The following is a 26,044-nucleotide window of genomic DNA, read 5'->3' on the forward strand; positions in this document are numbered from 1 at the left end:
TGAAATTCTCTGTGTTTTTATCTCAAAGTAAGATGTAAGTATCCGCTTTTTTCGGTCATAAGTGCACCGTTTCCATAGGAAAGCACATAAAAATAGGTTCCTGATGGTAATCCAGCATTTTGGTTTACCGTTGCTCTTCCTTCAGAAATTCCACGAAAAAAATTATTGTTTGCACCATAATTAGTAGTTTCAAACACTTTGACTCCCCAGGAATTATATATGGTTACCGAATTATTTGGAAATCGTTCGAGACCTCTAATCTCAAAGTAATCATTTTTGCCGTCTCCATTTGGAGAAACCATATTGAAAACAATTACCTCCGGATTTGTAATGCCCGCCTGCGCTTTATTATTATGCGGATTGTAATCTTCCGGAGTTGAATTTTCCAGAAAAGCAATGTTCAGATAATCCCCTGTTGCTTTTACTTTTGCTGTTAGGGTCAATGTTGCTGTTTGTTTGGCTAATAGTTCTGGTAAATTCCATATTCCGTTTGTTATATTATAATCTCCTGAAGAAGTTTTGGATGAGGTATACGTATATCCTGATGGAAGTATATCTCTAATTTGAACATTGTTGAAATTATTTCCTCCCAGATTTTCAGCAGATATGGTAAACACGACCTGTTGACCGATGTTTGCTATTGGATTATTTATTGTTTTTCTTAACTCAATATCTGCATCTTCATTAGGCTTCAAACAGGACCCTACTTCTATAGAAAAATTAATACTCACAAGAGGATTGCATTTAGCTTCATCAATATAATTGACTTCGATAGCACCTTTTCCGGCATTATTCCACAAAACTGTTACAAAATCATCTGATTGCTGACCTCCATTTACGATAGTGCCTTCATTTGAAACGAGCCAATTGTAAGAGGACATTCCGGCCACAGTAGTGTAGGTTACTTTTTCTGAAATACAGGCCGACGTAAGCCAATCAGGATCTTTATTAGGAAGATCTTTTTTAACAATTACGGTAACGGCTAAACGGTTTGTACTCTCACATGCACCTGACTTTGCCGTTCCGTAATACGTTTTACCATCGATTAGTAATGCTGTGGATGGAATTATACTTCCTCCTGTTAGTGCATCGTACCAGATAATTCCGGTTCCGGCGGCTGTTAAATCTGCAACTGTAGCCTTTGCGGTTGCACAGAATTGTTGTGTAGCAGTACCTGTTGGTGTTTTTGGATCACCGATGCTAACGGTTACAGCTAAACGGTTTGTACTCTTACATGTACCCGTTTTTGCCGTTCCGTAATACGTTTTACCATCGATTAGTAATGCTGTGGATGGAATTATATTTCCTCCTGTTAGTGCATCGTACCAGATAATTCCGGTTCCGGAGGCTGTTAAATCTGCTACTGTAGCCTTTGCGGTTGCACAGAATTGTTGTGTAGCAGCACCCGTTGGCGTTGTGGGATCACCGATGCTAACGGTTACAGCTAAACGGTTTGTACTCTCACATGTACCCGTTTTTGCCGCTGCGTAATACGTTTTACCATCGATTAGTAATGCTGTGGATGGAATTACACTTCCTCCTGCTAGTGCATCGTACCAGATAACACCGGTTCCGGAGACTGCTAAGTCTGCTACTGTAGCATTTGTTGCTGCACAGAATTGTTGTGTAGCAGCACCCGTTGGTGCTTTTGGATCACCGATATTAACGGTTACAGCTAAACGATTTGTACTCTCACATGTACCTGTCTGTGCGGCGGCGTAATACGTTTTATCATCAATTAATAGGGTTGAGGACGGAATTATATTTCCTCCTGTTGAGGCATCGTACCAGATAATACCGGTTTCTACGGTAATTAAATCTGCTACAGTGGCTTTAGCAGTGGCACAAAATTGTTGTGTAGAATTTCCTGTTGGAGTTGACAGACCTCCAAGTCTAATGTTGATGGATTCGGTGAAATAACACCCCCCTAAAGAATTAATTTCTACTTTGTAGGTTCCAATTTGTGCTGCTGTTACATTATTGATATTTAATTCCGGGGAAATAACTTCGGTTCCATCTGGTAATGTCCATTTTATAGAATTTACGGGGCCAATCTGTACTACAGATAGTTTGATGTTTCCTCCTATACAAACAGCTCGGTCTCCACCATTTATTAATTGTGAAAATGAACTTCTTAAAATCAGAGGCTGTAAGACTTCATAACAGGCTGTTTTTGCTTTTACAATATAATTTCCTGCTGTCAGTGCTTTAAATACAGGACTTGATTGTCCTGTTGTTGGGAAATCGGAATCCGTTTCTTTTTTTATAAAGTAAGTAATGCTTTCTGAAACATTGTTTACTTTGGCATGAAGATCCCCTGTTGTATCTCCTGAACAGACAATTCCGCCGGATTCAGATAAGTCAAACGCAGGGAAATTAGGTTGCACATCTACAAAAGCAGTTTGAGTGTTCTCAATTAATTCGCTTTGCAAGAGAGGTCTTCCACTTATAAATTTTCGGGCGATCCCTATTTCATATTTTCCTGCTATATCCTGAAAAAAAGAAAAATTACTGATTCCCTCTTTTAAAGAATTAGAACCCAGAATGGCATTAAAAGTTCCCATACCTGCAGGTCCGCTTACAATCCCGGGGAAAATTTGGTTATTCCCATAAAAATTAGCCAATGTACTGTTTATTGCACCTGTACCGACAGCTGATACTTTTAGGGTTATATTTTTGTTATAACGGTCACATCTTGAGGCGTCCGGATTAAAACTAACGTTGGTGATTTCAATTTTTGTAAAATAACTGTCTAGAACCACTTGAAATTCCTCATCAAAACAAGCCGAATCTTTTATTCTTATGGTGTAAGTTCCCGGAAGTAACTCATTTCCTAATCCGAAAATAGGTTCTTTATAGGTTACTGCCAATGGTGACGGACCGTTTACAAGACTTACGGTAACTTTACCTTGTAAGCCTACATAACCGGGAGTGGCCATAGGAGGATACACCGCCAGTGCACATTTACCAAAAAACATAGCACTTGGTCCTGTGAAAAATTGTATTTTACCTTTGATGTCTTTATCGGGAGCAAAATAATTGGGATCAATAAAAACATTTTTAGGATCAGTAATAGCAGGTTTTTTAGAAGAAGTGTTTGAAGTATTGTTCGTAAAAGAGTAAGTTGCTATCGCGATTCCTGTATTATCCGTTACTTTTATAGTGTAGCTTTTACCAATATTTAGTTTACAAATTTCCAAACTGTTTATGCTTGTAATAGTATAAGTATTTTTGATACCTGTACCGTTGTCTGTTACTTCTACGGTATAAGGCAGACAGCCCCCCTGATCTTTAGGTACGTTTTTTAGCCGAACTTGTCCTGTGTCATTGCAATTGGTATTCAAAGGGTCATCTTCGATACTGAATTCAAAATCAATAAAGGGTTTAACAATCCCTATAGTTGATGCTCCATAATCTAGTTCAACAGTTTTTGTTATGTTACAATATGTTGCGCTCAAGCGGACAATACCCCATTTGGAGCGATCTGAAGGCATTGAATATTTTTTCTTTACATCAGTAAGAGTCAGATTGTCATAAACGTCCCAGCCTGATCCGTTCTGAATCTCTAATTTGTAAATAAAATCCGGAACTCCATAAAGAGGAGGGAGAGCATTAAAATAAGCGCCACCATTACTTACGGCTAATAGTCCGTTTGGAAGGGTAGCACTGCTAATACCGGAACAGACATCATTTGGAGTGTTATAAATGAGATCAACAGCATTAATGGTTCCTTTATCAAGGTTAAAATTCTTAAGAACTTCATTTGGCGGAAGATTCAATACGGTTACAGGTGAAATTAAAGTACCGCAATTATCTGTAGCCGAAACTTTATATTTGCCACTTGGCATACCATTAAGTCTGACAATACCGGTTGCTGTTTGTACACTTCTTACAACGGTACCATCTGAAGCATTTAGCAAGTTAACAGTATAGGGAGGGTTTCCTTTTTCTGCGTTAATAGCAATATCACCCAGGGGATCAGGATCTGATGCACAGTAAGTATAATTTTTTGCGGTAAAAAGTCCAATAGTTGGAGAAATAGAAGAATAGGTACTGCCTACCTTTATGGTAGTTGCAGCCTTTATAAAAGTATTGTTTTCGTAATACCCATAGAAATAATCTCCCGGCTCTAAGTGCGTAATCAAAGAAGCTGAAGATGCAATAATAGTTGCCGGATCAAAAGGAGATTTTGCAACAGCATATATTATAGGTTCAGAAACATTTTTAACTGTGATCTTAATTGTGCCATCTGCTCTACCATCGCCGGTACAGGAAGCATCTGTGGCAACAGCAGAAATTTCTGTCTGGGCAATTGCAGCTAAAGGCAGTATATAGAATAGCGCGACGAGTAATTTTGAAAATTTCATAAGGAGTCCGTTAAATTGTGTTTTTGGATTGTGGTTATAGTTAAGTTTAGAAAGAGGACAATTCAGAAGAAAGCACTAAAATTTCGTTTAACTCAATAATGAAATATTTAGTGCCTTCAAGGCTGAATTGATAGGCGTCATCTTCTATCTTCATCTTAACTTAATGCAAAGGTATTTAGGACAATTGAGACAAATAATTCAGTTTTAATAATCGGATTATCAATGATATAATTGGTTGTTTTGAGTAACACTTGATCGGCTAAATGTTCCCGTGTTTTAGATTTTGGGAGGGATAAAAACTTATATATAAGTTAAAGATTACAAAATTTTTGATCTACAGCTGGTCACGGTGAAGTTTTGGGTTTTTAAAGTTTGTATGAAACCAAAAAAACATTTTCTGATATAAATTCATGCCTAAAATTCTTTGAGGAAGATAGAAGCCGTATGCAAAACAAAAGCTGTAAAGAGTTCTAAAACCTACATCAAAAAAAGATTTACTTTTCAGAAATTAGTTTTTAGAAATGTTGCATTAATAAATACATCAGAAGAAAAAAACCTTACCCAAATAGAGGGCTTTTGTGAAAAAAAGAAGTAATTTGGTTTAATAAATGGATAGAATGCAAAATCTAGTAAAGAGAATAATAGTTTTAGCTGTAGCTGTACTTGTCATAGTGCTAGCTTTCAAATATTGTGAATTCAAAAAAGATGACGATTCAACTATTGATTATAATACCAATCTCATTCAGCAGCAAATCTTAAATGTTGGAAAACTGGTCGTTACCGAAGGTCATTTTTCGGAAGTTATTACTTATAAAAACCAGCAGAAGTATTTAATGGACATGGTTTCTTTTGAGAAAAAAGCACTTGTAGTGGTAAACGCAAATGTTACTGTAGCTTACGATTTGCACAAAGTGAAATATGATATCGATGAAAAGAACAAGACGATTACCATTTTAAATATTCCAAAAGAAGAAATCACCATCAACCCTGACATACAGTTTTATGATGTTGAACAAAGTAAACTGAATCCATTTACGGGTGACGATTACAACAAGATCAACAAATCGGTAAAAGCAAATCTGGCCAAAAAAATAGAGAAATCTACCTTAAAAACAAATGCTCAAAACCGATTGATCAGTGAATTGTCAAAGATTTTAATTCTTACCAATTCAATGGGTTGGAAACTGCAATACAACGGAAAAACAATCCAGTCTGAAAAAGAGTTTAGCGAAGATCTGAAGCTTTAGTTTTTTGAGGTACTAAGAGGCTAAGGTTCTGAGGTTTTTTCAATATTGTCATTTCGGGCGGAAGGAGAAATCTTCGTAAGAAGCTTTACAAAGATTGGATTTCTCCCTTCGCTCTAAATATTATAAAAGCACAAAATCCGACAGGTTCTAAAAACCTGTCGGATTTATATAATTGTTTTAAAAACTTAGCACCTTAGTACCTCAGAACCTTAGTACCTCAAAAAACTTAAACCGCTTCTTTATCAAAAATCAAATCCAATCCACCGGCAATTAAATGCGCCACTTCAGGGCGTTTAACCTTCAATTGATCTAAATGAACCAATACTTCCTGTAAAAGTTGGTCTTTATTTGAATTCTTTAAAAGCTCGGCGATTTCAACCGATAGTAGCCAATCATTAGGATGGTTTTCTTTCAGTTTGTGAAATACAGTGTTTAACTCAGTTGTAGCACTTTTATTTTCTCTGGTCAAGCGAACGGTTTGATAAAGGATTTCCAGATCATCACGTTCGGCAGTATGTTGTGCTTTTATAGTAGTTGTTTTGGGTACGGTATTGATCAGGTCAAAACTATTCACATCAGCTGGGCCGGAGAAAGCCGAAACGACTTTTTTACCAATTGCCATATCGTAATTCCCCCATTCAGGTTCAAACAAAATGGTTTCGCCATGAGTTACAGTACAATTTCTGAAACTAATTAAAATGATTTCGCCGTGTAAATTTCTTGAACCGGTAATGATTTCACCTTCTACAATAATATCACCTTCAAATTCTAATCTAACAGTTTCATTTTCTACGATAGAATAAGCCTGTAAATCTTTTGGACTCATGTCTTCGATTGCTAAATTGAAGCCTTTTAATTTTCCAATTGGACTTCCAAATCCATGTGGATGTGTTAGTGTTCCATGACCAACCAATTCTTTTTCACGGTAGGATAAAGCCGTTTTTCCGGTAGTCTGAATGTAGATAGGTTTTCCTTCGTCTTCCAAAACATTGGTAAAAACACCTGAAATCTGTAAACCGGTACTCAACTCAATTGTTCCTAAAGCATTGGAGTGAATTAGTTTTTGTATGCCTGATAAACCTCCGGTTCTTAAAGCCATTTTATTGGCAAATTCTTCTAAAACCAAACTCAAATAGGAGAAATTTGGTGTTACAAAAAGTTGTGGCTGTAATTGTGTAATATCAAAGTTTTGATTGGCTGCAGAGATATTATAAGGGATTTTTTTTACGTTATCCGTCATGCACCAAGCACTCTCCCCAATAGAGGATAGTAAACCCGCACCATATATTTTCGGATTTTCAACGGTTCCGATTAAACCATATTCTACCGTCCACCAATGCAGGTTTCGAATTTGTGCCATTTCAGACAATTCGCCCATATTGTTTTGTAAATCGGCAACTGCTTTCTCCGCTTCGTCTATTTTTTCCTGAGGCGTATCTTCCGCTTCTTTCAAAATAGAAAGCAGGCGAATCGCTTCATACATCTGGTAATCTTTATGAGAGGAGATGGCTTTACAGCCAATTTCTCCAAAACGTCTTAAGTATTCTGCATATTCCGGATTAGCAATAATAGGAGCGTGTCCCGCACCTTCATGAATAATATCCGGTGCCGGAGTATATTCGATATGTTCCAGTTGGCGAATATCTGAAGCAATAACCAAAACGTTATAAGCCTGAAATTCCATAAAAGCGTTTGGTGGAATAAATCCGTCCACCGCTACAGCTGCCCAACCAATTTCAGTCAGAATTCGATTCATACCGTACATACTTGGAATAGAGTCAATTTCGATTCCAGTTTTCTTCAAACCATCCAGATAAGAATGATGCGCAACTCTTGAAAGATAATCTACATTTTTACGCATTACATAGCGCCAAACCGCTTGATTAATTGGTGTATAATCACCATAATCCTGAGGTTTAATAAATTGCTTTAAATGTTTAGGCAATCGCTCTAATAACGGGTTTGTTTCAATATTGGCATTCATTTCGAAAACGTTGTAGATTAGAATGTAAAATTACGGATTTACAGTGCTAATTTTTGCTATTTATATCAATTTTTTTATCCGAAATGTTTTTTAATTGCATTTTTCGTGACTTTTCCCCAATAAGAAAAGGAAGTTTATCTCTTAGCAATCATTGTTTTCGTAATTAACTTTCTCCAGTTTTTTTTCATACGATTCAATGTCTTTTTTAGTCATACTGGCTTCTTTTAGTACCACTTTTAATTGTTTTTTAGTGTCAGGACTTATCCATAAGCCACTAAAATTGGTGCCTTCTTTGGTTAAAATCATCATGCCTGAGAATCCATGCTCTACAAGCGCGAACTGATTTTCGTTTTTTGTGTTTTGCGTAATATTCAGCTGAATCCAACCTCCTGATTTGTCATAACGATAGATTGAAGTGTACATGAGGTCGGCTGTACAGGGATTTTCTTCCGCTTTTATATAAAAAGTGACATTTATTTTTCCGTCAATTGTACCTTTGTATAAAGTGTTTTTTGAGGATTGTGCTTTAGTAAAATTTAAAAATAAAAGAGAGAATAAAAAAGGAAGTAATATTTTTTTCATGTGTAAATGCAATAGCAGGTGAGTTAGGGGAATTTTACTTGGGTTTAAAAGTACGTTATATTTTAGTTAAGGCAAACCGTAAAATCAGTCAATTATCAATTAAAAAATTAATGATTTTCGGGATTTCTGAAATAGTCAATTTTATAATTGAACATATAAGCCATGTTAGCTGCTCGCATTTTTGCTTCTTCGGTAATAGTTCCCGAAAATAGCCCGTCGATAGAAGTGTTAAAAAGCAGTACCCAGCGATCGAAATGGGTTTTGTCTACCGGTAATTGTTTGTGTGGAGGAAAAGGACTTCCTGAATAGGCACGCACATCAAATAAAATGGTTTGCCAGAAACCGTACATTTTTTCTAAATGCTCCGACCAGCGATCCTGGAGTTTCTCGTTGAAAATCGGTCCCAGTAAATCGTCTTTTCTCACTTTACCATAAAAGGTGTCTACCATTAATTTTATATCTTCTATGTTTGAAATATCTTTAAGAGTTGCCATGTTTTCTACTATAAATGAAAGACAAAAGTACGATTAACTAATTTGTGATCGCTGATATTTATCATTTCAGATTGTTTGTAAGTTCGATGGAAAAGGTTTTTATTGTAAAAATAAACAGTTTTAAATCGAACCCTTTTTTATTTTACCCGATCAGTTGTGTAAATAGATCCTGACGGTCATTTAAATATTGAAACTCAAATCCGTTTTTGGTCATGTTCATTTTAATCGCCAGTATGTCTTTTTTGTTCTTTAGTTCTAAACCTACGACTACTGAGCCTACCTCACGGCTGTTTTTCTTGGCAAATTGGAAATAAGTGATATCATCATCAGGACCTAAGATGTTGTTTACAAATTCTTTTAAAGCACCCGGACGCTGTGGAAACTGAATCATAAAATAATGCATCAGACCTTCGTATAATAAAGAGCGCTCTTTTATTTCGGCAGTTCTTTCAATGTCATTGTTGCTACCGCTCACCACACAAACTACTTTTTTACCTTTTATTTTATCTTTGTAAAAATCCAAAGCGGCAATGGTTAATGCTCCTGCAGGTTCTACGACCATGGCTTCTTCGTTATACAAACGCAGAATCGTAGTACAAACTTTTCCTTCCGGTACCAGAATAATATCGTCTAAATTAGTACGACAGATTTCGAAAGTTTTGTCGCCTACTTGTTTTACGGCAGCGCCATCCACAAATTTGTCAATTGTTTTTAAAGCTGTGTTTTTATTGACATCGATAGAGTTTTTCATTGAAGGGGCTCCTTTGGGTTCTACTCCAATGATTTTTGTATTTGGGCTTAGTTGCTTAAAAACTTCAGACAAACCGGAAGCCAGTCCGCCACCGCCAATGGGAACAAAAACATAATCGATAGGTTCTTTATAACTGTCCAGAATTTCTAATCCTACAGTTCCCTGACCGGCAATAACTTTTTCATCGTCAAAAGGATGGATGAAGGTTTTTTGATTTTCGGTTGCATCTGCTGTAGCTGAAGCATAGGCATCGTCGAAAGTGTCTCCGGTAAGTATAATTTCAACAAATGATTTTCCGAACAATTGTACCTGTTTGACTTTTTGTTTTGGAGTGGTTTTGGGCATGTAGATTTTACCTTTTATTTGCAAAAGATGACAGGAGTAAGCTACGCCCTGTGCATGATTTCCTGCACTGGCACATATAATTCCGCTTGCTTTTTCGGTTTCGGTTAACGAAGAAATCTTGTTGTAAGCTCCTCTGATTTTATACGATCGCACAATTTGTAAATCTTCTCTTTTTAATAAAATAGTAGATTTAAACTCGTCCGAAAGATTTAAATTTTGGGTGAGTGGAGTAGCGGCAACCACATTTTCAAGTTGCTTTTGAGCAGCAAGTACTTCGTTAAATAAATTCATAAAGATTAAATTGTTTTTTGCCACAGATTAAAGGATTTAAAAAGATTTTTAATCTGTGAAAATCTTTGAAATCTAAAGCAAAATGTTTTGTACTATATTTTTTTTAAATAAAAAAACCTCCCGTTTTGGGAGGTTTTATAAATTGTATTTTGTTTACTTATTTATACATTACCTCGCCATTATTGCTGAATTGCAATAATAGTAATAGCGATAATAATGTTATTTAAGTTTTTCATTTCAGATAATTGAATCGCAAATGTATTAATTATTTTGAGAAGATTTCAATAACTTTTTTTAGTTTTTGTAAAAAACTGAAAACAGAGACTGAAAACTACTTTTTAACCGGAGGGTATTGTGCCATAATTTTAGATACAAACTCGGCAACCTTTTCGTCTTTTTTAGCAACGTTTTTGGTTAGCGTTCCAACACCTTCTCCTTGCCAGATCATTTCTTTTTTCTTAGCATCAATCAAATCAATGAATAAAGTTCCTTCAGTAGAAGTAGAAACGGTAGTTTGGTTTCCTCCGTACATCATGTAAGGATTCCATCCCCAACCCCAACCGTAACCCCAGCCAGCACTAAATTGATTTACATTGACTTGTTCTCTTGCTTTAGTAAAAATATTAACTAATAAATCAGGGTTTTCGCTTTTGGTAAAACCTTTGGCCTGCATTTGATCATCGATGGCACGTAAAATACGTCTTTTATCCAAATCAGATATTTCAACCTTGTCAATTCCGGGCTTGAAGAAAGCATACGTTTTGTAAGAGGCAAAATTTACGTTTTTGTCGTAATCAGAGTAAACGCTGACTGTGCTGCATGATGCTAGTATTAAAAGCAAAAAAACGGGTACTAATTTGAATGTTTTCATATGTTAAAAATTTAATGTTCTCTTTGATCTGCCTGACTGAGCGTCGCCCGTCAAACTGAGCGCCGCTCGGTCAGACTAAGCGTAGTCCGTCGGACTGAACGCAGTCCGTCAGACTGAGCGCAGTCGAAGTCCCCCCTTTTTTTTCGTCAGCTTTTCAACTCCGCTGCGCTTGACATTACGATCTAAAATAGATTTTCATCTACCCTATTAGGTAAAGTCACTTTTAATAAAGGCTGAACTTCCATTGCTCTTTTGATAGCAAAAATAGCCTCGTCATTTCTGGCCCAGCTTCTTCTTGAAATTCCGTTGTTAACATCCCAAAAAAGCATTGAGGCTAAACGTTTTGAAGCCTCTTTAGATCCATCAAGAACCATACCAAAGCCACCGTTTATAACCTCTCCCCAGCCAACTCCACCGCCATTATGTATAGAAACCCAGGTTGCTCCTCTAAAGCTGTCTCCAATCACGTTTTGGATGGCCATATCGGCTGTAAAGCGTGATCCGTCGTAGATGTTAGAGGTTTCTCTGTACGGAGAATCTGTTCCCGAAACATCATGATGATCGCGTCCTAAAACAACCGTTCCAATTTCACCTTTGGCAATAGCCTGATTGAAAGCCTCGGCAATTTTAATTCGGCCTTCGGCATCGGCATATAAAATTCTGGCTTGCGAACCCACAACCAGTTTGTTCTCCTGTGCGCCTTTGATCCATTTGATATTGTCCTGCATTTGCTGCTGGATTTCATTTGGAGCTGTTTGGGCCATTTCTTCTAAAACCTGACTGGCGATAGCATCTGTTTTCTGTAAATCTTCCGGTTTTCCTGAAGTACAAACCCATCTAAACGGACCAAAACCGTAATCAAAACACATAGGTCCCATGATGTCCTGAACATAACTTGGGTATCTAAAATCAATATTATTTTCAGCCATAACATCAGCACCTGCGCGTGAAGCTTCTAATAAAAAGGCATTTCCGTAATCAAAAAAGTAAGTCCCTTTTGCAGTGTGTTGGTTAATCGCTTTCGCCTGACGACGTAATGATTCCTGTACTTTTTCTTTGAACAATTCAGGATTATTAGCCATCATTTCGTTAGCTTCTTCAAAAGAAATTCCAACTGGATAGTAACCTCCTGCCCAAGGATTGTGAAGAGAAGTCTGGTCCGAACCCAAATCAATTTTGATGTTTTCTTTGTCGAAACATTCCCAAACGTCTACTACATTTCCTAAGTAAGCAATGGATACCACTTCTTTATTAGCTTTTGCTGTAAGGACTCTTTTTACCAGTTCATCTGTCGAAGTTACGATTTCATTTATCCAGCCCTGCTCGTGACGAATCTTGGTGATTTTTGGATTTACTTCTGCACAAACCGTGATACAGCCGGCAATATTTCCGGCTTTTGGCTGTGCGCCCGACATTCCGCCAAGTCCTGAAGTTACAAAAAGATTTCCTTCCGGATTTTGTTTGATTTTTCTAAAACCGTTCAAAACCGTAATCGTTGTTCCGTGTACAATTCCTTGTGGCCCTATGTACATATAACTTCCTGCGGTCATTTGTCCGTATTGCGAAACACCTAAGGCATTCATTTTCTCCCAATCATCCGGTTTCGAATAATTTGGGATCACCATTCCGTTTGTTACGACAACTCTTGGAGCTTCTGCATGCGATGGGAACAATCCCATTGGGTGACCTGAATACATGGTCAAAGTTTGTTCGTCTGTCATTTCAGACAGGTATTGCATCGTTAGTAAATATTGTGCCCAGTTTTGAAAAACAGCTCCATTTCCGCCATAAGTAATCAGTTCATGTGGATGTTGTGCTACAGCGTAATCCAAATTGTTCTGAATCATGTGCATGATGGCTTTTGCCTGCAATGATTTCCCAGGATATTCGTCAATTGGTCGGGCATACATTCTGTACTCCGGGCGAAAACGGTACATGTAAATACGTCCGTAAGTTTCTAATTCTTCTGAAAACTCCTGAATTAATTCTGCATGGTGCTTGGCATCAAAATAACGCAGGGCATTTTTTAAAGCCAGCTTTTTTTCTTCTGCTGATAGGATTTCTTTTCGCTTTGGCGCATGGTTAATCGCTAAATCGTATGTTGCCTTTGGAGGTAATAGGGTAGGTATTCCTTGTTGTATTTGTTCTTTGAAAGTCATTTTTTTAGGTACTAAGTTGCTAAGATTCTAAGCTGCTAAGGTTTTGATCTAAGCAGGCAATAATCTGCGATTTATTAAATTAGGCTATAAACTCCATCGGAGCGACATGGCAATTAAAGAAATAAAATAATTATCTCATTTTCAAATTGTCACATTTTCTAATTAAAAAATAACTAAGGATAACGGATATCCGACCTGTGATAGGATTTGTGGATAGTAATCCTAAATTTTCGAAACAGAATATCCATTTATAGATTTTTAGATTGTTAGACTTGCTTAGATTGTTAGATTTCTTTAAAGTGAATCTAAGTCTTGTAATTTTTACAATTGTTATTTATTTTATTGGCTTCTTGTCATTCTTAGATGAAGATGATTAGGATAATCTAAGTAGTCTAAAAATCTAACGATCTAAGAAGTCTAAAGAATTATTTTCTTATTTCTCCTGTTCGTTTGTCAAACCCATATGGACAATGACGACAGCCGCTTTTACAGCAATAACCACGTTTTAGATGGTGTTTTTCAGTAAAGCATTTATAACCTTCGGGGGTATAGTAAAAATCTTCCCCTTCGATTAATTTATTTTCATTACTTTGCTCCTTCATAAATCTGCATTGCGTTCGTGTTCCTCATTTTTTTAAATCAAAAATAATTAATAGATTGTGATTTTAATGAAATCGGACAAATTTCATCTACAAATTTATAAATTTTACGGCTAATGTTTCTGATTGTTGCTAAATATTTAATTCCAAAAGGGTATCGGGGAATGGCTGTGTTTCCGTTTGTGATTTTAAAATATGATGCAGATAAAGAAAATGCTGTTTTCGTCAATCATGAAAAAATTCACCTGAGACAGCAATTGGAATTATTGGTTGTTCCGTTTTATATTTTTTATGTTTTAGAATATGCAATTCGGCTGATACAATATAAAAACAAAGAGCTGGCCTATCGGAATATAAGTTTTGAAAGAGAAGCTTACGCCAATGAAACTCATCTTAATTATTTGAAAAGCCGATCTTTTTTTGGTTTTTTGAATTACTTAACTTTAAAACATCATTAGATTTTGAATCAGGAAATCCAAATCGCTTTTCCAAAGGGCATTACGCTGACTATAAAACGGGAAGATTTAATTCATCCCTTTGTTTCCGGGAATAAATTCAGGAAACTGAAATACAATTTGCTTCAGGCGAAAGCTGAAAATAAAAAGACTCTGCTGACTTTTGGCGGTGCTTTTTCCAATCATATTGCAGCGGTTGCTTATGCCGGAAAAGAGCAGGGTTTTAGAACAATTGGCGTGATTAGAGGTGACGAGCTTTTTGATAAAATAGAAGAGAATCCAACGCTAAAATTTGCTCAGGAAAACGGAATGCAGTTTGAATTTGTGACGCGGGAGGAGTATCGGCTTAAAAATGAAAATGCCTTCATCGAAAAGTTAAAAGATAAGTTTGGCGATTTCTATTTAGTGCCTGAGGGCGGAACCAATGAATGGGCAGTAAAAGGCTGTGAAGAGATTTTGACCGAAGAAGATGCCATTTTTGATTTCGTTTGTTGTGCGGTAGGAACAGGCGGCACGATAGCGGGATTGATTAATAGTGCGCTACCGCATCAGAAAATTTTAGGATTTCCGGCATTAAAAGGTGACTTTTTAACCGATGAAATTCGTATTTTTGCAAAGAAAGATAACTGGGATTTAATTTCTGACTATCATTTTGGAGGTTATGGGAAGGTAAATTTGGAATTAATTGAATTTATCAATACTTTTTTTGAAGAAACTAAAGTGCCTTTGGATCCAATTTATACGGGAAAGATGTTTTTTGGCGTTATAGACTTAATACATAAAAACTATTTTCCTGAACATTCAAGAATATTATTGATCCATACCGGCGGATTGCAGGGAATTGCGGGGATGAATATTAAATTGAAGCAGAAAAAATTACCAATACTTAAAAGCAATGGTTAAAAAAATATTAGCACTTTTAATGCTGGCAACTGTAGTAGGCTGCTCTTCAAGTAAACCTACTATCGCGACGACCAAAAAAGCGGCGGCAGTCCAGAGGCCCAGAGTGGCGACAACCAAAAAGCCAACTTATACCAAACCAATTGGCAAAAAATACCCTTCTACAAACAATACAACTGAGGTTATTCAGTCTACTTCAAAAACAGTTGTAACCAGCGATTTAATCAATAATTATATTTTACAGTACAAAGATATTGCAATAGGCAATATGCAGAAGTACGGTATTCCTGCAAGTATCATTCTGGCACAGGGAATCTTAGAATCCGGTGCCGGAAAAGGAGATTTAGCCCTGGAAGCCAACAATCATTTTGGAATTAAATGTCACAAAGACTGGCTGGGAGAAAGTGTGCGTCATGATGATGATTCAGCTCAGGAATGTTTCCGAAAATATACAGAAGCTGCAGAATCGTATAGAGATCATGCTTTATTTTTGGTTGGGAAAAATAGATATGCGACTCTGTTTACTTATGAAAAAGACGATTATAAATCTTGGGCAAAAGGATTAAGAGCTGCAGGTTATGCTACAGATCCCAACTATCCGGATAAATTAATTAGCTATATCGAACGATACAATTTGCATCAATACGATTGTCAGGTTACCGGAAAAAGCTATAAACCTTTTGAAAAATCAACTCCGGTAAGAAGTTCTTCTGTTTCTTCTACCGCTCCTTTCTCTTCTAATTCAAATGATCCAAATCTGTATGAAGTGCAGAAAGGAGATACCTTGTATTCGATTTCAAAAAAATTCAATGTATTGGTTGATGATTTAAAACAAAAAAATAATCTTTCGGATAACGCGATTTCGATCGGACAGAAGTTGAGAGTGAAGTAGTATTCAGTCTCAGTAACAGTTTTCAGTTTTGGGTCGAATTCGTTAAAATCTAAAATCTAAATTCAGAAATCTAAAATTTAAAATCATAATGATTTATAAAAGAAGTAGTCAGCTTTTTGCTGAAGCAGAAAAAGTAATTCCGGGAGGAGTAAATTCACCGGTAAGAGCATTTAAAGCGGTTGGTGGAACTCCAATTTTTGTAAAAAGTGCCAAAGGTGCTTATTTGTATGACGAAGACGGAAATAAATTAATCGATTATATCAATTCATGGGGGCCAATGGTCTTAGGGCATGCTTATCAGCCAGTTGTGGATGCGGTAATCGAAAAAGCAAAACTGGGAACTTCATTTGGTATGCCAACGGAATTAGAAACGGAGATTGCTGCTTTAGCGGTTTCTATGGTTCCGAATATTGATAAAATAAGATTTGTAAATTCAGGCACAGAGGCTTGTATGAGTGCCATTCGTCTGGCTCGAGGATTTACTAAAAGAGATAAAATCGTAAAATTTGCAGGCTGTTACCACGGACATTCTGATTCCTTTTTGATTCAGGCCGGAAGTGGTGCCGTGACATTTGGATCACCAAACAGTCCCGGAGTTACGGAAGGAACGGCAAAAGATACTTTATTGGCAAAATACAACGATTTAGAGAATGTAAAAACTTTAATCGAAGCTAATAAAGGCGAAATCGCTGCCATTATTATCGAAGCGGTTGCCGGAAATATGGGATGTATCCCGCCTCAAAAAGGTTTTCTGGAAGGCTTAAGAGAATTGTGTACCGCAAACGGAATTTTACTGATTTTTGATGAGGTAATGACAGGCTTCCGTCTGGCTCGTGGTGGAGTTCAGGAATTGTACAACATCAATGCCGATATTGTGACTTTCGGAAAAGTAATTGGTGGAGGTTTACCTGTAGGGGCATTTGCAGCCCGTGAAGAAATTATGAACTATCTGGCACCGCTTGGTCCGGTATATCAGGCAGGAACATTATCCGGTAATCCGCTGGCAATGGCTGCAGGTTTGGCAATGTTACAGGCACTAAATAATGATCCGGCAATCTTTACTCGTTTAGAAGAAAAAACAGCATATTTAGAAGCTGGAATCGACAGGGTATTGAAAGCGAATAATGTTGTTTTTACCATCAATAGAGTAGGGTCGATGATTTCTGTTCACTTTGATGCAAATCCGGTTGTTGATTTTCAAACTGCTGCGAAAGGCGATAATGAAACGTTTAAGAAATTCTTCCACGGCTTGTTACAAGAAGGTGTTTATATTGCCCCATCGGCTTATGAAACCTGGTTTATTACCGATGCACTAACTTATGAAGACCTGGATTTTACAATCAATGCAATCGATAAAGTTTCGAAGACTTTTTAAATCTTAGAAATTAAAGTATATATTTTTTTTTCAATTGAAGGCTCAGTTTTTTTAGTAAAGCTGGGTCTTTTTTTCATTGTAGTTTTCAGTTACAGTTTACAGTTTACAGTTTACAGTAGCAGTTTACAGTCGCAGTTTACAGTCACAGTTTACAGTCACAGTTTACAGTCACAGTTTACAGTCACAGTTTACAGTCGCAGTTTACAGTCACAGTTTACAGTCGCAGTTTGCATTTTACAGAATATATTTCACAATATTCGGTCTCGTTTTACAACTTAAATTCTAAAATCAGTAAGTAGTTAATGAAAAGTTAATAAATGGGTTTTCCGTCGTATATTCAGGATAAAAATTATTTTTGTTTATTAAATAACCATTAAACCTGCAGTAAATGAAGAAATTTCTCATTTTAACTACAATAGCGGCATTTGTGCTATTTCCCACTTCTCAATTTGCACAATCAAATAAGAAAAAATCTAAAAAAGACGAATCGGCAGCTGCCTCGCCGGAGAAAAAACCGGAGTCAGCAATTAAAGACTATAGTAAAGTAATCACCAAAGACGCTATCTCAGATGACGGACTTTTTAAAGTGCACAAAGTCGATAAAAAATACTATTTCGAGATTCCGAATAAATACCTGAACAAAGACATGCTTTTAGTAAGCCGATTGTCAAAACTGCCTTCTAATTTGGGTGGCGGTTATGTGAATGCAGGATCGGAAACTAATGAGCAATTAATTGTTTGGCAGCGTTTTCAGGATAAAATTCTGATCAAATCAAAATCATACAATGCGGTAGCCAATGATAGTTTACCGATTAGTATTTCGGTAAAATCAAATAACTATGAACCTACTTTATTTGCATTTGATATTGTAGCTTTTAGTAAAGATTCGGCCAACACTGTTGTGGATGTTACCAAATTTTACAGTACTGATGTTAAGGCTATCAGCGGAATATCGGCAGAAATGCGTGAAATGTATAAAGTAAAAGGGCTTGATGATTCGAGAAGTTTTATTAATACCATCAAGAGTTTTCCGATGAATATCGAGGTCATTCAGGATATGACCTATAATGCTTCAAAGCCATCGATGCTGGAAGATACAGAATCGATTAGTATTCAGATGAACCAGTCGATGATTTTATTGCCTGAAGTGCCAATGAAGCCTAGGCTAGCAGATCCAAGAGTTGGTTGGTTTACCGTAAGTCAGTACGATTATGGAAGTAATGAATTAAAATCAGATCTTAAAACCTACATTCGTCGTTGGAGATTGGAACCAAAAGATCCGGAAGCCTATGCAAGAGGAGAACTAGTTGAACCGGTAAAACCTATCGTTTACTATTTGGATCCTGCGACTCCTGAAAAATTGCGCAAGTATATCAAACAAGGAATAGAAGAATGGCAGAAGCCTTTTGAAACAGCAGGATTTAAGAATGCAATTATCGCAAAAGATGCTCCGACAAAAGAAGAAGATCCTGATTTTAGTCCGGAAGATGTTCGATATTCTGTTGTTCGTTATGTTGCAAGTACCACGCGGAATGCAGTTGGTCCGAGTGTTTCAGATCCAAGAAGCGGTGAAATAATCGAAAGCGATGTGATTTGGTACCACAATCATTTACGTTCCTACAGAAACCGATATTTACTAGAAACCGGAGCAGCAAACCCATCAGCCAGAACTTTACAAACCGGCGACGAAGAAATGGGAGAGATGATGCGTATGGTAATCGCTCACGAAGTGGGTCATGCTTTAGGTTTTCCGCATAATATGGGCGCAAGCTGTGCCTATGACGTAGAAAGTTACCGAAATGGTGATTTTACCCAGCAAAACGGAATTTCTGCCAGTATAATGGACTATGCGAGATACAATTATATCGCGCAGCCGGGAGATAAAAATATTCGTTTTATTCGTAAAATGGGGGCTTACGATCACTATGCTTTAAACTGGGGGTACAGAGTGATTCCAAATGCAAAATCTCCTCAGGACGAAAAAGCAACTCTGGACAAATGGATTTTGGACAAAGCCGGAAATCCTTTGTATAAATTTGGAAAACAAAGTAGTGCTTTTGACCCTACTTCGCAAACCGAAGATATTGGAAATAATTCAATGAAAGCGAGTACTTATGGACTTAAAAATCTGGAATATGTTGCTGCGCATTTAAATGAATGGACCAGTAACGTGACCAATAATTATGAAGATCTGGACGAATTGTATAAAGAAATGTTAGACGTTTGGAGCCGATATGTAGGTCATGTGGTGACGAATGTTGGCGGAGTTTATGAAAATACTAAAAATCCAAATCAGGCAGGAAGTGTTTATGAGGTAGTACCGAAAGCGAAACAAATTGAGGCAATGAACTGGCTTCAGACCAATGCTTTTGCATCACCAACATGGATCGTAAATGTAACAACTTTAAAGAATACGGATTTTGCAGGTTATGCAGAGAAATTCAGAAGCTTACAGGTGAGACAGCTAAATAGTTTGCTTAGTATTGGACGTATCGGCAGATTGGTTGATAATGAAATTCTTGGAGCAGACACTTACAAAGCACTGGATTTATTAAGAGATACACGAAAAGGAATCTGGAAAGAGGCCGCAACACCAGGAAATGTTACGATTTATAGAAGAAACCTGCAACGCGGCTATATGGATCGAATGGGAGCCTTAATGACAGAAGAAATAAAGCCATCTGACAGATCAACGGTGTATTATAATGTGGGACAATCTGATGTCAGAGCCCTGGTTCGAGGAGAATTGAATGCATTAAGAAGTATACTTTTGGCAGCAAAAGCAAGACCTGTAAATGCAGAAACCAAATACCATTACGAGGATTGTATTAAGAGAATTGACTTAATTCTTAATCCGAAATAAGAACTTATAAAAAAAGAGGCTTTTAAGCCTCTTTTTTTATGAATGATACTAGTTATTTCCTTTTTTGTATTCTCTCGCTTTCTCTTTTGCTTTTTCTTTTTTTTCGTCCTGTAAAGCGGTCCATTTTTTGTATTGGTCGTCATTCAGTATCGATTTCATTTTGGCATCGTTAGCTGTTTTTTCATCCATTATTTGTTTTTTAAAAGCAGCCTTTTCTTCTGTTGTTGGCTTTGTACCACTGTCTTTTCTGTTTTTACGGTCTTCTCTAAATTTTTCAGCGTTAGCACTTCTGTCAGCCAGAAGCTGTTTTATCTGAGTTTGTTGATTGGCGTCTAAATTTAGTTCAGAAGTAAGTTTCTTTAACTGTCTGTCATTGCGTTGTTCCGGAGTTAGTCGCTCTCTTTGTGGTTGAACAGACTGATCCGCTTCTTGTGCAAAACTCGCTATTCCAACGAATAAGAAAGCTGCAATAATTAATTTTTTCATGAGGTACGTTTTTTAATTGTTTATAGCATTTAGACTTTAGCGGATGAAAGAGGTTTAACGAGATTGTCGTAATTATAGTTTATTTAACAAAACTAGCCGTGAAAAAGGTTTACGGCTTGGTCTTTAGTGTTTTAATAATGGTTTTGTCAGTCTATGTTTTTTATCATGTTTTTATAAGAAAAGGTTAATTAAATTTGTTTTCATAATAGAAAGAAGAGACACTTATCATCAGAATCAAAAAATGGAAGAATTATTTAGCAAAAAAAATAAAAACCGGGTTTTAAAAGCAGTAAACGGAGAGATGTCCTATCAGAAGTTAACTGCAGCAGAATTACATCAGTTTGTTCAAAACTGGAATTATGATGATGGAATCGAACCTTTTGAGTGGATTGTCAAACAAAAAACACTTGATAAGGGAACAGTTCTTTGTTTGTATTGGCTGCTGCAGCCTGATTATTTTTGCAGGTTTAAAAGTGAGGATGAGGCAAGAGAAGATTTGTATTTCGAGCAATATAAATTGTTGAAAGAAATTGAGGAAAGATATGTTAACGGTTTTTATCAGGACGAGAATTTTTCCTTTGATCCCAAAGAAAGTTTTGTGGATGAAAATTCCAATCTCGAAGGTATTCCGTCTGAAATGTTGACTAAGACAAAAGGAATAGCTTTCGAACGACAGGATATTGAATTTGCTTTTTTAAGAAATCCGAACGAAAAAGAGCTGAAAACGATCGCCAGCCGTATAGCAGATGCTATAAAGATTATTCAGCTTTCAAATCCGGACTTTGTTTATGACGATACAGATAGGGCAGTAAACGCCATTGTTGAAAGTGTCGAATATTGGAAAAACAATGAACCAGGGAAGGTCAAAATTAAAAATTTGTCTTATTTATGGATGGATTGTATGCATAAAAAGCACAATTGGGAGTGGATTGTCTGGGATTGGGAAACCGGAAATAATCTGGGGGTTACCAATAGTACAAAAGAGTTGACCTGTTTGGCAGATACGATTATCAATCATACCATAGATGGATTTCAACCTGCTTCGATCATTTCTGATTTGTACAAAGAGATGAAGGGAGTAAATAATTTTTATGATCTAAAGAGAGATCCTTACAGCGGAATCGGATTATTGTTTAGCACCGATCATTTGAAGTTTAGAGGATAACAAGCAGGAAGGATTTTTTTGCTAAAAAAGAGAGACGAAGAGATCGTTTGGTTTTTCAAAGGGTAACATTTTACACGTATGGGATTAAGAAAAATTACAGTTGAAGAGAATGTTTATTGGTACAAAAGCGTTACTAAGTATGCGCTTGATACAGAAGCGGCAACATTTGAAATAACGATATTCCTGGAAGGTCATAAACAAACTCCATTGAAAATCAGTTTTGTTACATGGGAAGATTTGTATGCTGGAAACCCTTTAAATACTGGAGTAGTGTTAACCAGAGTATCTGATAAAGAAACCGAAAGCGTCAATTTAAACCGGCCAAAATATATCAGAGAATGCATTTTATACGGATTGAAAAAGGCATGGAATGGTGGCAATAAAGTTGCAGTGATGGATGGTTTGGAGATCCTTAAAAGTTTAGGTTATGATGTTTCCTGTCTTTGCCCAAAAGACGGATTGGTTGTTGCACATGGAAAAGAATATTTAAAGTAAGTTGATTTTTCAGGATCAGAAGTTACTTCAGAAGAATTGTTTAATTTAGTAGAACAGGAAGTTAAAAATCTCAAAAAATAGTAATCAAGATGAGTTTAAAGGATACAGTAAATACAAATAAAATAGCTTTTTTTTCAACACAGCCTTACGATAAAACCTTCTTTAATAAATACAATGATTCGTTTGGTTTTGAATTGGATTTCTTTGAAACACAATTGAATCCTCAAACGGCTGCATTGATTGAAAAAGCGTTGATTGTTTGTGTTTTTGTGAATGATATTGTCAATGAAGCAGTATTGAAACAATTGGCTGAAAAAGGAGTGAAGATTATTGCCTTGCGTTGTGCGGGGTTCAATAATGTTGATTTGGATGCTGCTAAAAAGTACAATTTAAAAGTTTGCCGCGTTCCGGCTTATTCGCCTCAGGCTGTTGCGGAGCATGCAATGGCAATGATTTTAACGTTGAACAGAAAAACACATAAAGCTTACAATAGAGTTAGGGAACAAAATTTTTCACTAAATGGTTTATTAGGATTCGATTTGTTTGGGAAGACTGTCGGAATCATTGGAACAGGGAATATTGGAAAAGCTTTTGCAAAGATTGCGATAGGATTTGGCTGTAAAGTTCTGGCGTATGATATCGTGACAAGCGCAGAAATGGAAAAAGACGGCGTTCGGTTTGTTTCGTTGGAAGAAATCTTTACGTCCAGTGATATAATCTCCTTACACTGTCCTTTAAACGATCAGACGAAACATATTGTTAACAAGGAGTCTATTATTTTAATGAAAGACAGCGTGATGATCATCAATACCAGCCGTGGGGCTTTGATTGAAACAGCGGCTGTTATTGAAGGTTTGAAAGAAGGTAAAATAGGCTATTTAGGAATTGATGTTTACGAACAGGAGGAGAAATTGTTCTTTAGGGATCTTTCGGCTGATATTATTCAGGACGATGCGATTCAGCGTTTAATGAGTTTTCCAAATGTATTGGTGACGGCCCATCAGGCCTTTTTTACGAATGAGGCTTTAACGCAGATCGCCTTGGTGACCTTTAACAATATAAAGTCTTTATTGGCAGAGAATGATATTGAAAATAAAACTGCCTTGTTAGTTTAAATTAACAGACCCGACAGGTTTTTAGAACCTTTCGCGTTTAGAAGTGTAATTGTAAAAAAAAAAGAGAAAATATGAAAAGAAAAATTTTAATGGCATTTGTAATTTTAGGAATGATTTCGTGTCAGAATAAAGAAAAAACAGAAAAAGAAAATGTTGTGGAGGCCATTGCAACTGACACCATAACAAAAACAGCAACCGGAACAGCAGCTGTGAGTGAGACTCCTGTAAAAGACGATAAAACGGTAGAGTTAATCAGAAAGCAGCTTCTGGTATTGCTGAAGAAAGATTTGCCAGCACTGACAAAAGAGGATAGGTTTTTTTATTATGATGCATTTGATTTAAATAATGATCAGAAAGAGGAGTATTTTGTAGGCTTCTCTAATTCCTATTTTTGTGGAAGTGGTGGCTGCTCAGGATACATTTTAAATAATGACGGAAGTCTGATTAATTCTTTTACGGTAACTGATTTTCCAATTTATGTAACCACTTCAGTATCTGAAAAATTCTATAATCTAATAGCAGTAAGTGGAGGGAAATTTCATCTTCTAAAACTGAAAAACGGAAAATATCCGTCAAATCCATCTGTTCAGGAAGTTGTCAAAGAGGATGCTTCAAGAGAAAGTGCAAAGGTTTTGGATATCGATGGGAAGAAGTTGGAGAAGTACTCGTTTTAAAAAGTGAACGCGACAGGTTTTTAAAGCCTGTCGCGTTTGAAATATTAATCGAATTTTATAAGATTACCTTCTGAAAATTCTGAGTTATATTGTTTAAATAAAACTTTTCGTGCCTGATCTCCAGCTTTAACTATTTTTGATTTGGATTGAAAACAGATTTGTGAAAAAATTGAGATAGAATCTAAGTCAATTTTTGATTTATAGAATTCAATAGTTGCAATTAATTGTTTAGTTGCATCTTTTCTTTCTTTATTTCTATTTCTTGGTTTAACATCTTTTGATTCAATAAAATAAATGTTGTTGTTTTCAAATATTGACCAATCACACTTTTTTGAACCTTCATTTTTCATGATTGAATATTCGTTTTCTAGAAACAAAATGTTCTTCAAATTTTCATTTTCCAAACAGAGATTCCAGTGTTCTTCTTCAGTTTTTAGTTGAACTGTTGAATCTTTAATTTCTTCAAGATAATAAATGGAATTGTCTAATATTCTATAGCAAACATCTTTTTCTAAATTAGGAAAATGAGCTAATAATTCTTCGGAACTCATAAGTCTAATAATTTATCAAATTCATCTGCAAAAGTATCAGAAACACTATCAATCATATTTTCAGAAATCTGCCCTAGTCTGTCATTCATTATTTTTTTTGCCTTCCCATTTTTCAATTCATAGGCAATAAAATTTTTAGGATTAAGCCAAGATTCTTTATTTATAATCTTATTTACCTCTTTTGGATTTTTCTGCCCTTTATCATAAGCTAGTAGTAAGTTATTAATAGATGCTAAGACAAAAGGACTATGAGTTGTAAGAATTAAATTTTTTCTATCGAACAAACAATTCTTAACTAAATATTTAATTAATTCATGCTGTGCTTTTGGATATAAATTCAATTCAGGCTCTTCAACGACAAAATTGAAGTTGTATTTTTCTTTTAAAGTTTTAGAGTATTCTACTAAAAGTAAAATTGGAATTATTGATTGTAAGCCTGACGCTGATTCTAATAGATTAACTTTTTCATTTTCATTATGATATATATATGAAGTCTTACCTTCTCTTTTGTATTTTATCTTTTTATCAATTATGCTTAGAGGTAACTCTTTAATAGTTTGAATGGCTTTTTCGTATTCTTGACCAATATTAAGGATATGATCTGGAATTTGAATTTTATTTTTAATTAAGCCTATGACATTTCCTTCAATTAAATGCAAAAAACTTCTTTCGGAAGGAATATATAGGGAGTCAAATAAATATAGATTGGGTAAAAGACTGATTAAATCTTCGTATAGTTTAATATAATTTTCAGTATTTTGTTCTTTGTCTAATATTTCAAATATTTTATCTATACCAATTTTCTTAAATGTTGTGATCAGAATTTCTGTACTGATAAATTTTTTAAATTTATTCTTTTGAGTTTTACTTGGGAAAATATCTAACGTTTTTTTAAGATCCTTTAGTAAGCAATCTTTTAATTCTGAACAAAGAATTTCTTTTAAATTTTCGGTTAGTTTTTTTTGATTTAAACTTTTGTCTTTGCTAAGTTCTTTAATGACAGATAGATATCTATATGCTGTTCCTTTCAAAAAAATACCTTCTTTGTAATCGAGAGAGTAAGGGCTTTTTTCGAGATAATTAATATTGTCGTAAGATATAAATGTGTCTTTTTTTAAATAATTAAAAATGTTATATTTTTTTAATTCTTCTTCAAAAGATATTGTGTCATCTCTTCTAAAATCTTCATCTTCCAATATCGAAATTAATTTAGCTAAAGTACTTTTTCCCGATGCTTGCGCTCCAATAAAAGTCACCATTTCTCTAACTTCGATATTAATATCTTTTAGAGGTCCGAAATTTTTAACAACAAGTCTTGCTCTTTCCATGTTTTCAAAATTAAGGAAAATTTTTATATAAGAAAAAGGAGCTTTAGTAAAAGCT

The 26,044-nt window shown here is 35.8% G+C and carries 21 protein-coding genes; 10 read left to right on the forward strand and 11 right to left on the reverse strand.

What is annotated here, in order from left to right; all coding sequences use genetic code 11:
- Window positions 1–17 precede the first annotated feature (17 nt).
- Entirely contained in the window at window positions 18–4,367 is a 4,350-nt protein-coding gene (locus LNQ34_RS13415; RefSeq protein WP_230000123.1) for an Ig-like domain-containing protein, read from the reverse strand.
- Window positions 4,368–4,984: 617 nt separating this feature from the next.
- Here LNQ34_RS13415 and LNQ34_RS13420 point away from each other — a divergent pair.
- Window positions 4,985–5,614, forward strand: coding sequence for a DUF4230 domain-containing protein (locus LNQ34_RS13420; RefSeq protein WP_230000124.1), 630 nt, complete (start codon window positions 4,985–4,987; stop codon window positions 5,612–5,614).
- 226 nt (window positions 5,615–5,840) lie between these two features.
- Here the strand turns inward: LNQ34_RS13420 and LNQ34_RS13425 are convergent, their stop codons facing one another.
- From LNQ34_RS13425 to LNQ34_RS13455, 7 genes are all read right to left on the reverse strand, one after another.
- A complete protein-coding gene (locus LNQ34_RS13425) occupies window positions 5,841–7,598 on the reverse strand; it encodes an aromatic amino acid hydroxylase (protein WP_230000125.1) in 1,758 nt (585 codons plus the stop codon).
- A 141-nt stretch (window positions 7,599–7,739) separates the two neighbouring features.
- Entirely contained in the window at window positions 7,740–8,180 is a 441-nt protein-coding gene (locus LNQ34_RS13430; RefSeq protein ID WP_230000126.1) for a hypothetical protein, read from the reverse strand.
- Window positions 8,181–8,287: 107 nt separating this feature from the next.
- The gene (locus LNQ34_RS13435) at window positions 8,288–8,674 is read right to left on the reverse strand and encodes a group III truncated hemoglobin (RefSeq protein WP_202702694.1); all 387 of its coding nucleotides are present in this window, start codon (window positions 8,672–8,674) and stop codon (window positions 8,288–8,290) included.
- Window positions 8,675–8,816: 142 nt separating this feature from the next.
- On the reverse strand, window positions 8,817–10,061 hold the full coding sequence (ilvA, locus tag LNQ34_RS13440) for a threonine ammonia-lyase IlvA (protein WP_202702695.1): 1,245 nt from the start codon (window positions 10,059–10,061) through the stop codon (window positions 8,817–8,819).
- 331 nt (window positions 10,062–10,392) lie between these two features.
- Complete coding sequence (locus LNQ34_RS13445; protein ID WP_202702939.1) at window positions 10,393–10,932, reverse strand: DUF4136 domain-containing protein; 540 nt, start codon at window positions 10,930–10,932, stop codon at window positions 10,393–10,395.
- A 182-nt stretch (window positions 10,933–11,114) separates the two neighbouring features.
- Window positions 11,115–13,091, reverse strand: coding sequence for a urocanate hydratase (gene hutU / locus LNQ34_RS13450; RefSeq protein WP_230000127.1), 1,977 nt, complete (start codon window positions 13,089–13,091; stop codon window positions 11,115–11,117).
- A gap of 425 nt (window positions 13,092–13,516) precedes the next feature.
- On the reverse strand, window positions 13,517–13,693 hold the full coding sequence (locus LNQ34_RS13455) for a C1orf53 family protein (protein WP_165830187.1): 177 nt from the start codon (window positions 13,691–13,693) through the stop codon (window positions 13,517–13,519).
- A 113-nt stretch (window positions 13,694–13,806) separates the two neighbouring features.
- Here LNQ34_RS13455 and LNQ34_RS13460 point away from each other — a divergent pair, with 113 nt between their 5' ends.
- The 5 genes from LNQ34_RS13460 to LNQ34_RS13480 all read left to right on the forward strand — a co-directional run bounded on the left by LNQ34_RS13460 (window position 13,807) and on the right by LNQ34_RS13480 (window position 20,175).
- The gene (locus tag LNQ34_RS13460) at window positions 13,807–14,148 is read left to right on the forward strand and encodes a hypothetical protein (RefSeq protein ID WP_230000128.1); all 342 of its coding nucleotides are present in this window, start codon (window positions 13,807–13,809) and stop codon (window positions 14,146–14,148) included.
- 3 nt (window positions 14,149–14,151) lie between these two features.
- Window positions 14,152–15,048 carry a 1-aminocyclopropane-1-carboxylate deaminase/D-cysteine desulfhydrase gene (locus LNQ34_RS13465; RefSeq protein WP_230000129.1) on the forward strand — a complete coding sequence of 299 codons (897 nt, stop codon included), beginning with the start codon at window positions 14,152–14,154 and terminating at the stop codon, window positions 15,046–15,048.
- The gene (locus LNQ34_RS13470; protein ID WP_230000130.1) at window positions 15,041–15,937 is read left to right on the forward strand and encodes a glucosaminidase domain-containing protein; all 897 of its coding nucleotides are present in this window, start codon (window positions 15,041–15,043) and stop codon (window positions 15,935–15,937) included. Before LNQ34_RS13465 ends, LNQ34_RS13470 begins: the two co-directional genes overlap by 8 nt.
- An 88-nt stretch (window positions 15,938–16,025) precedes the next feature.
- Window positions 16,026–17,312, forward strand: coding sequence for a glutamate-1-semialdehyde 2,1-aminomutase (hemL, locus tag LNQ34_RS13475; RefSeq protein WP_230000131.1), 1,287 nt, complete (start codon window positions 16,026–16,028; stop codon window positions 17,310–17,312).
- Window positions 17,313–17,700: 388 nt separating this feature from the next.
- Window positions 17,701–20,175 (forward strand): zinc-dependent metalloprotease, encoded by a 2,475-nt coding sequence (locus LNQ34_RS13480; protein ID WP_202702945.1) that lies wholly within the window; start codon window positions 17,701–17,703, stop codon window positions 20,173–20,175.
- A 48-nt stretch (window positions 20,176–20,223) separates the two neighbouring features.
- Here the strand turns inward: LNQ34_RS13480 and LNQ34_RS13485 are convergent, their stop codons facing one another.
- Window positions 20,224–20,661 (reverse strand): DUF4890 domain-containing protein, encoded by a 438-nt coding sequence (locus tag LNQ34_RS13485; protein ID WP_230000132.1) that lies wholly within the window; start codon window positions 20,659–20,661, stop codon window positions 20,224–20,226.
- A gap of 241 nt (window positions 20,662–20,902) precedes the next feature.
- Here LNQ34_RS13485 and LNQ34_RS13490 point away from each other — a divergent pair, with 241 nt between their 5' ends.
- The 4 genes from LNQ34_RS13490 to LNQ34_RS13505 all read left to right on the forward strand — a co-directional run bounded on the left by LNQ34_RS13490 (window position 20,903) and on the right by LNQ34_RS13505 (window position 24,110).
- Window positions 20,903–21,826, forward strand: coding sequence for a DUF4274 domain-containing protein (locus tag LNQ34_RS13490; RefSeq protein WP_230000133.1), 924 nt, complete (start codon window positions 20,903–20,905; stop codon window positions 21,824–21,826).
- Between the two features lie 78 nt (window positions 21,827–21,904).
- Window positions 21,905–22,321 (forward strand): hypothetical protein, encoded by a 417-nt coding sequence (locus LNQ34_RS13495; protein ID WP_230000134.1) that lies wholly within the window; start codon window positions 21,905–21,907, stop codon window positions 22,319–22,321.
- 89 nt (window positions 22,322–22,410) lie between these two features.
- On the forward strand, window positions 22,411–23,436 hold the full coding sequence (locus LNQ34_RS13500; RefSeq protein WP_230000135.1) for a 2-hydroxyacid dehydrogenase: 1,026 nt from the start codon (window positions 22,411–22,413) through the stop codon (window positions 23,434–23,436).
- A 71-nt stretch (window positions 23,437–23,507) separates the two neighbouring features.
- Entirely contained in the window at window positions 23,508–24,110 is a 603-nt protein-coding gene (locus LNQ34_RS13505) for a hypothetical protein (RefSeq protein WP_230000136.1), read from the forward strand.
- Between the two features lie 44 nt (window positions 24,111–24,154).
- On the opposite strand, the gene LNQ34_RS13510 is transcribed toward LNQ34_RS13505, so the two are convergent.
- Both LNQ34_RS13510 and LNQ34_RS13515 read right to left on the reverse strand, forming a co-directional pair.
- Complete coding sequence (locus LNQ34_RS13510; RefSeq protein ID WP_230000137.1) at window positions 24,155–24,661, reverse strand: hypothetical protein; 507 nt, start codon at window positions 24,659–24,661, stop codon at window positions 24,155–24,157.
- Window positions 24,658–25,989, reverse strand: a complete 1,332-nt coding sequence (locus tag LNQ34_RS13515; RefSeq protein WP_230000138.1) for an AAA family ATPase — start codon at window positions 25,987–25,989, stop codon at window positions 24,658–24,660. The genes LNQ34_RS13510 and LNQ34_RS13515 overlap by 4 nt, the downstream gene beginning before the upstream one ends.
- Between the last annotated feature and the right edge of the window lie 55 nt (window positions 25,990–26,044).

Source organism: Flavobacterium lipolyticum (assembly GCF_020905335.1).
Taxonomy (GTDB): domain Bacteria; phylum Bacteroidota; class Bacteroidia; order Flavobacteriales; family Flavobacteriaceae; genus Flavobacterium; species Flavobacterium lipolyticum.

What these genes read in the sequence shown, in the direction of transcription:
- LNQ34_RS13470 (WP_230000130.1), top strand. Translation starts at nt 15,041, where the DNA reads ATGGTTAAAAAAATATTAGCACTTTTAATGCTGGCAACTGTAGTAGGC.
- LNQ34_RS13425 (WP_230000125.1), bottom strand. Translation starts at nt 7,598, where the DNA reads ATGAATGCCAATATTGAAACAAACCCGTTATTAGAGCGATTGCCTAAA.
- LNQ34_RS13515 (WP_230000138.1), bottom strand. Translation starts at nt 25,989, where the DNA reads ATGGAAAGAGCAAGACTTGTTGTTAAAAATTTCGGACCTCTAAAAGAT.
- LNQ34_RS13490 (WP_230000133.1), top strand. Translation starts at nt 20,903, where the DNA reads ATGGAAGAATTATTTAGCAAAAAAAATAAAAACCGGGTTTTAAAAGCA.
- LNQ34_RS13430 (WP_230000126.1), bottom strand. Translation starts at nt 8,180, where the DNA reads ATGAAAAAAATATTACTTCCTTTTTTATTCTCTCTTTTATTTTTAAAT.
- LNQ34_RS13495 (WP_230000134.1), top strand. Translation starts at nt 21,905, where the DNA reads ATGGGATTAAGAAAAATTACAGTTGAAGAGAATGTTTATTGGTACAAA.
- LNQ34_RS13485 (WP_230000132.1), bottom strand. Translation starts at nt 20,661, where the DNA reads ATGAAAAAATTAATTATTGCAGCTTTCTTATTCGTTGGAATAGCGAGT.
- hemL (WP_230000131.1), top strand. Translation starts at nt 16,026, where the DNA reads ATGATTTATAAAAGAAGTAGTCAGCTTTTTGCTGAAGCAGAAAAAGTA.
- LNQ34_RS13435 (WP_202702694.1), bottom strand. Translation starts at nt 8,674, where the DNA reads ATGGCAACTCTTAAAGATATTTCAAACATAGAAGATATAAAATTAATG.
- ilvA (WP_202702695.1), bottom strand. Translation starts at nt 10,061, where the DNA reads ATGAATTTATTTAACGAAGTACTTGCTGCTCAAAAGCAACTTGAAAAT.
- LNQ34_RS13415 (WP_230000123.1), bottom strand. Translation starts at nt 4,367, where the DNA reads ATGAAATTTTCAAAATTACTCGTCGCGCTATTCTATATACTGCCTTTA.
- LNQ34_RS13445 (WP_202702939.1), bottom strand. Translation starts at nt 10,932, where the DNA reads ATGAAAACATTCAAATTAGTACCCGTTTTTTTGCTTTTAATACTAGCA.
- LNQ34_RS13500 (WP_230000135.1), top strand. Translation starts at nt 22,411, where the DNA reads ATGAGTTTAAAGGATACAGTAAATACAAATAAAATAGCTTTTTTTTCA.
- LNQ34_RS13460 (WP_230000128.1), top strand. Translation starts at nt 13,807, where the DNA reads ATGTTTCTGATTGTTGCTAAATATTTAATTCCAAAAGGGTATCGGGGA.
- LNQ34_RS13455 (WP_165830187.1), bottom strand. Translation starts at nt 13,693, where the DNA reads ATGAAGGAGCAAAGTAATGAAAATAAATTAATCGAAGGGGAAGATTTT.
- LNQ34_RS13420 (WP_230000124.1), top strand. Translation starts at nt 4,985, where the DNA reads ATGCAAAATCTAGTAAAGAGAATAATAGTTTTAGCTGTAGCTGTACTT.
- LNQ34_RS13510 (WP_230000137.1), bottom strand. Translation starts at nt 24,661, where the DNA reads ATGAGTTCCGAAGAATTATTAGCTCATTTTCCTAATTTAGAAAAAGAT.
- LNQ34_RS13505 (WP_230000136.1), top strand. Translation starts at nt 23,508, where the DNA reads ATGAAAAGAAAAATTTTAATGGCATTTGTAATTTTAGGAATGATTTCG.
- hutU (WP_230000127.1), bottom strand. Translation starts at nt 13,091, where the DNA reads ATGACTTTCAAAGAACAAATACAACAAGGAATACCTACCCTATTACCT.
- LNQ34_RS13480 (WP_202702945.1), top strand. Translation starts at nt 17,701, where the DNA reads ATGAAGAAATTTCTCATTTTAACTACAATAGCGGCATTTGTGCTATTT.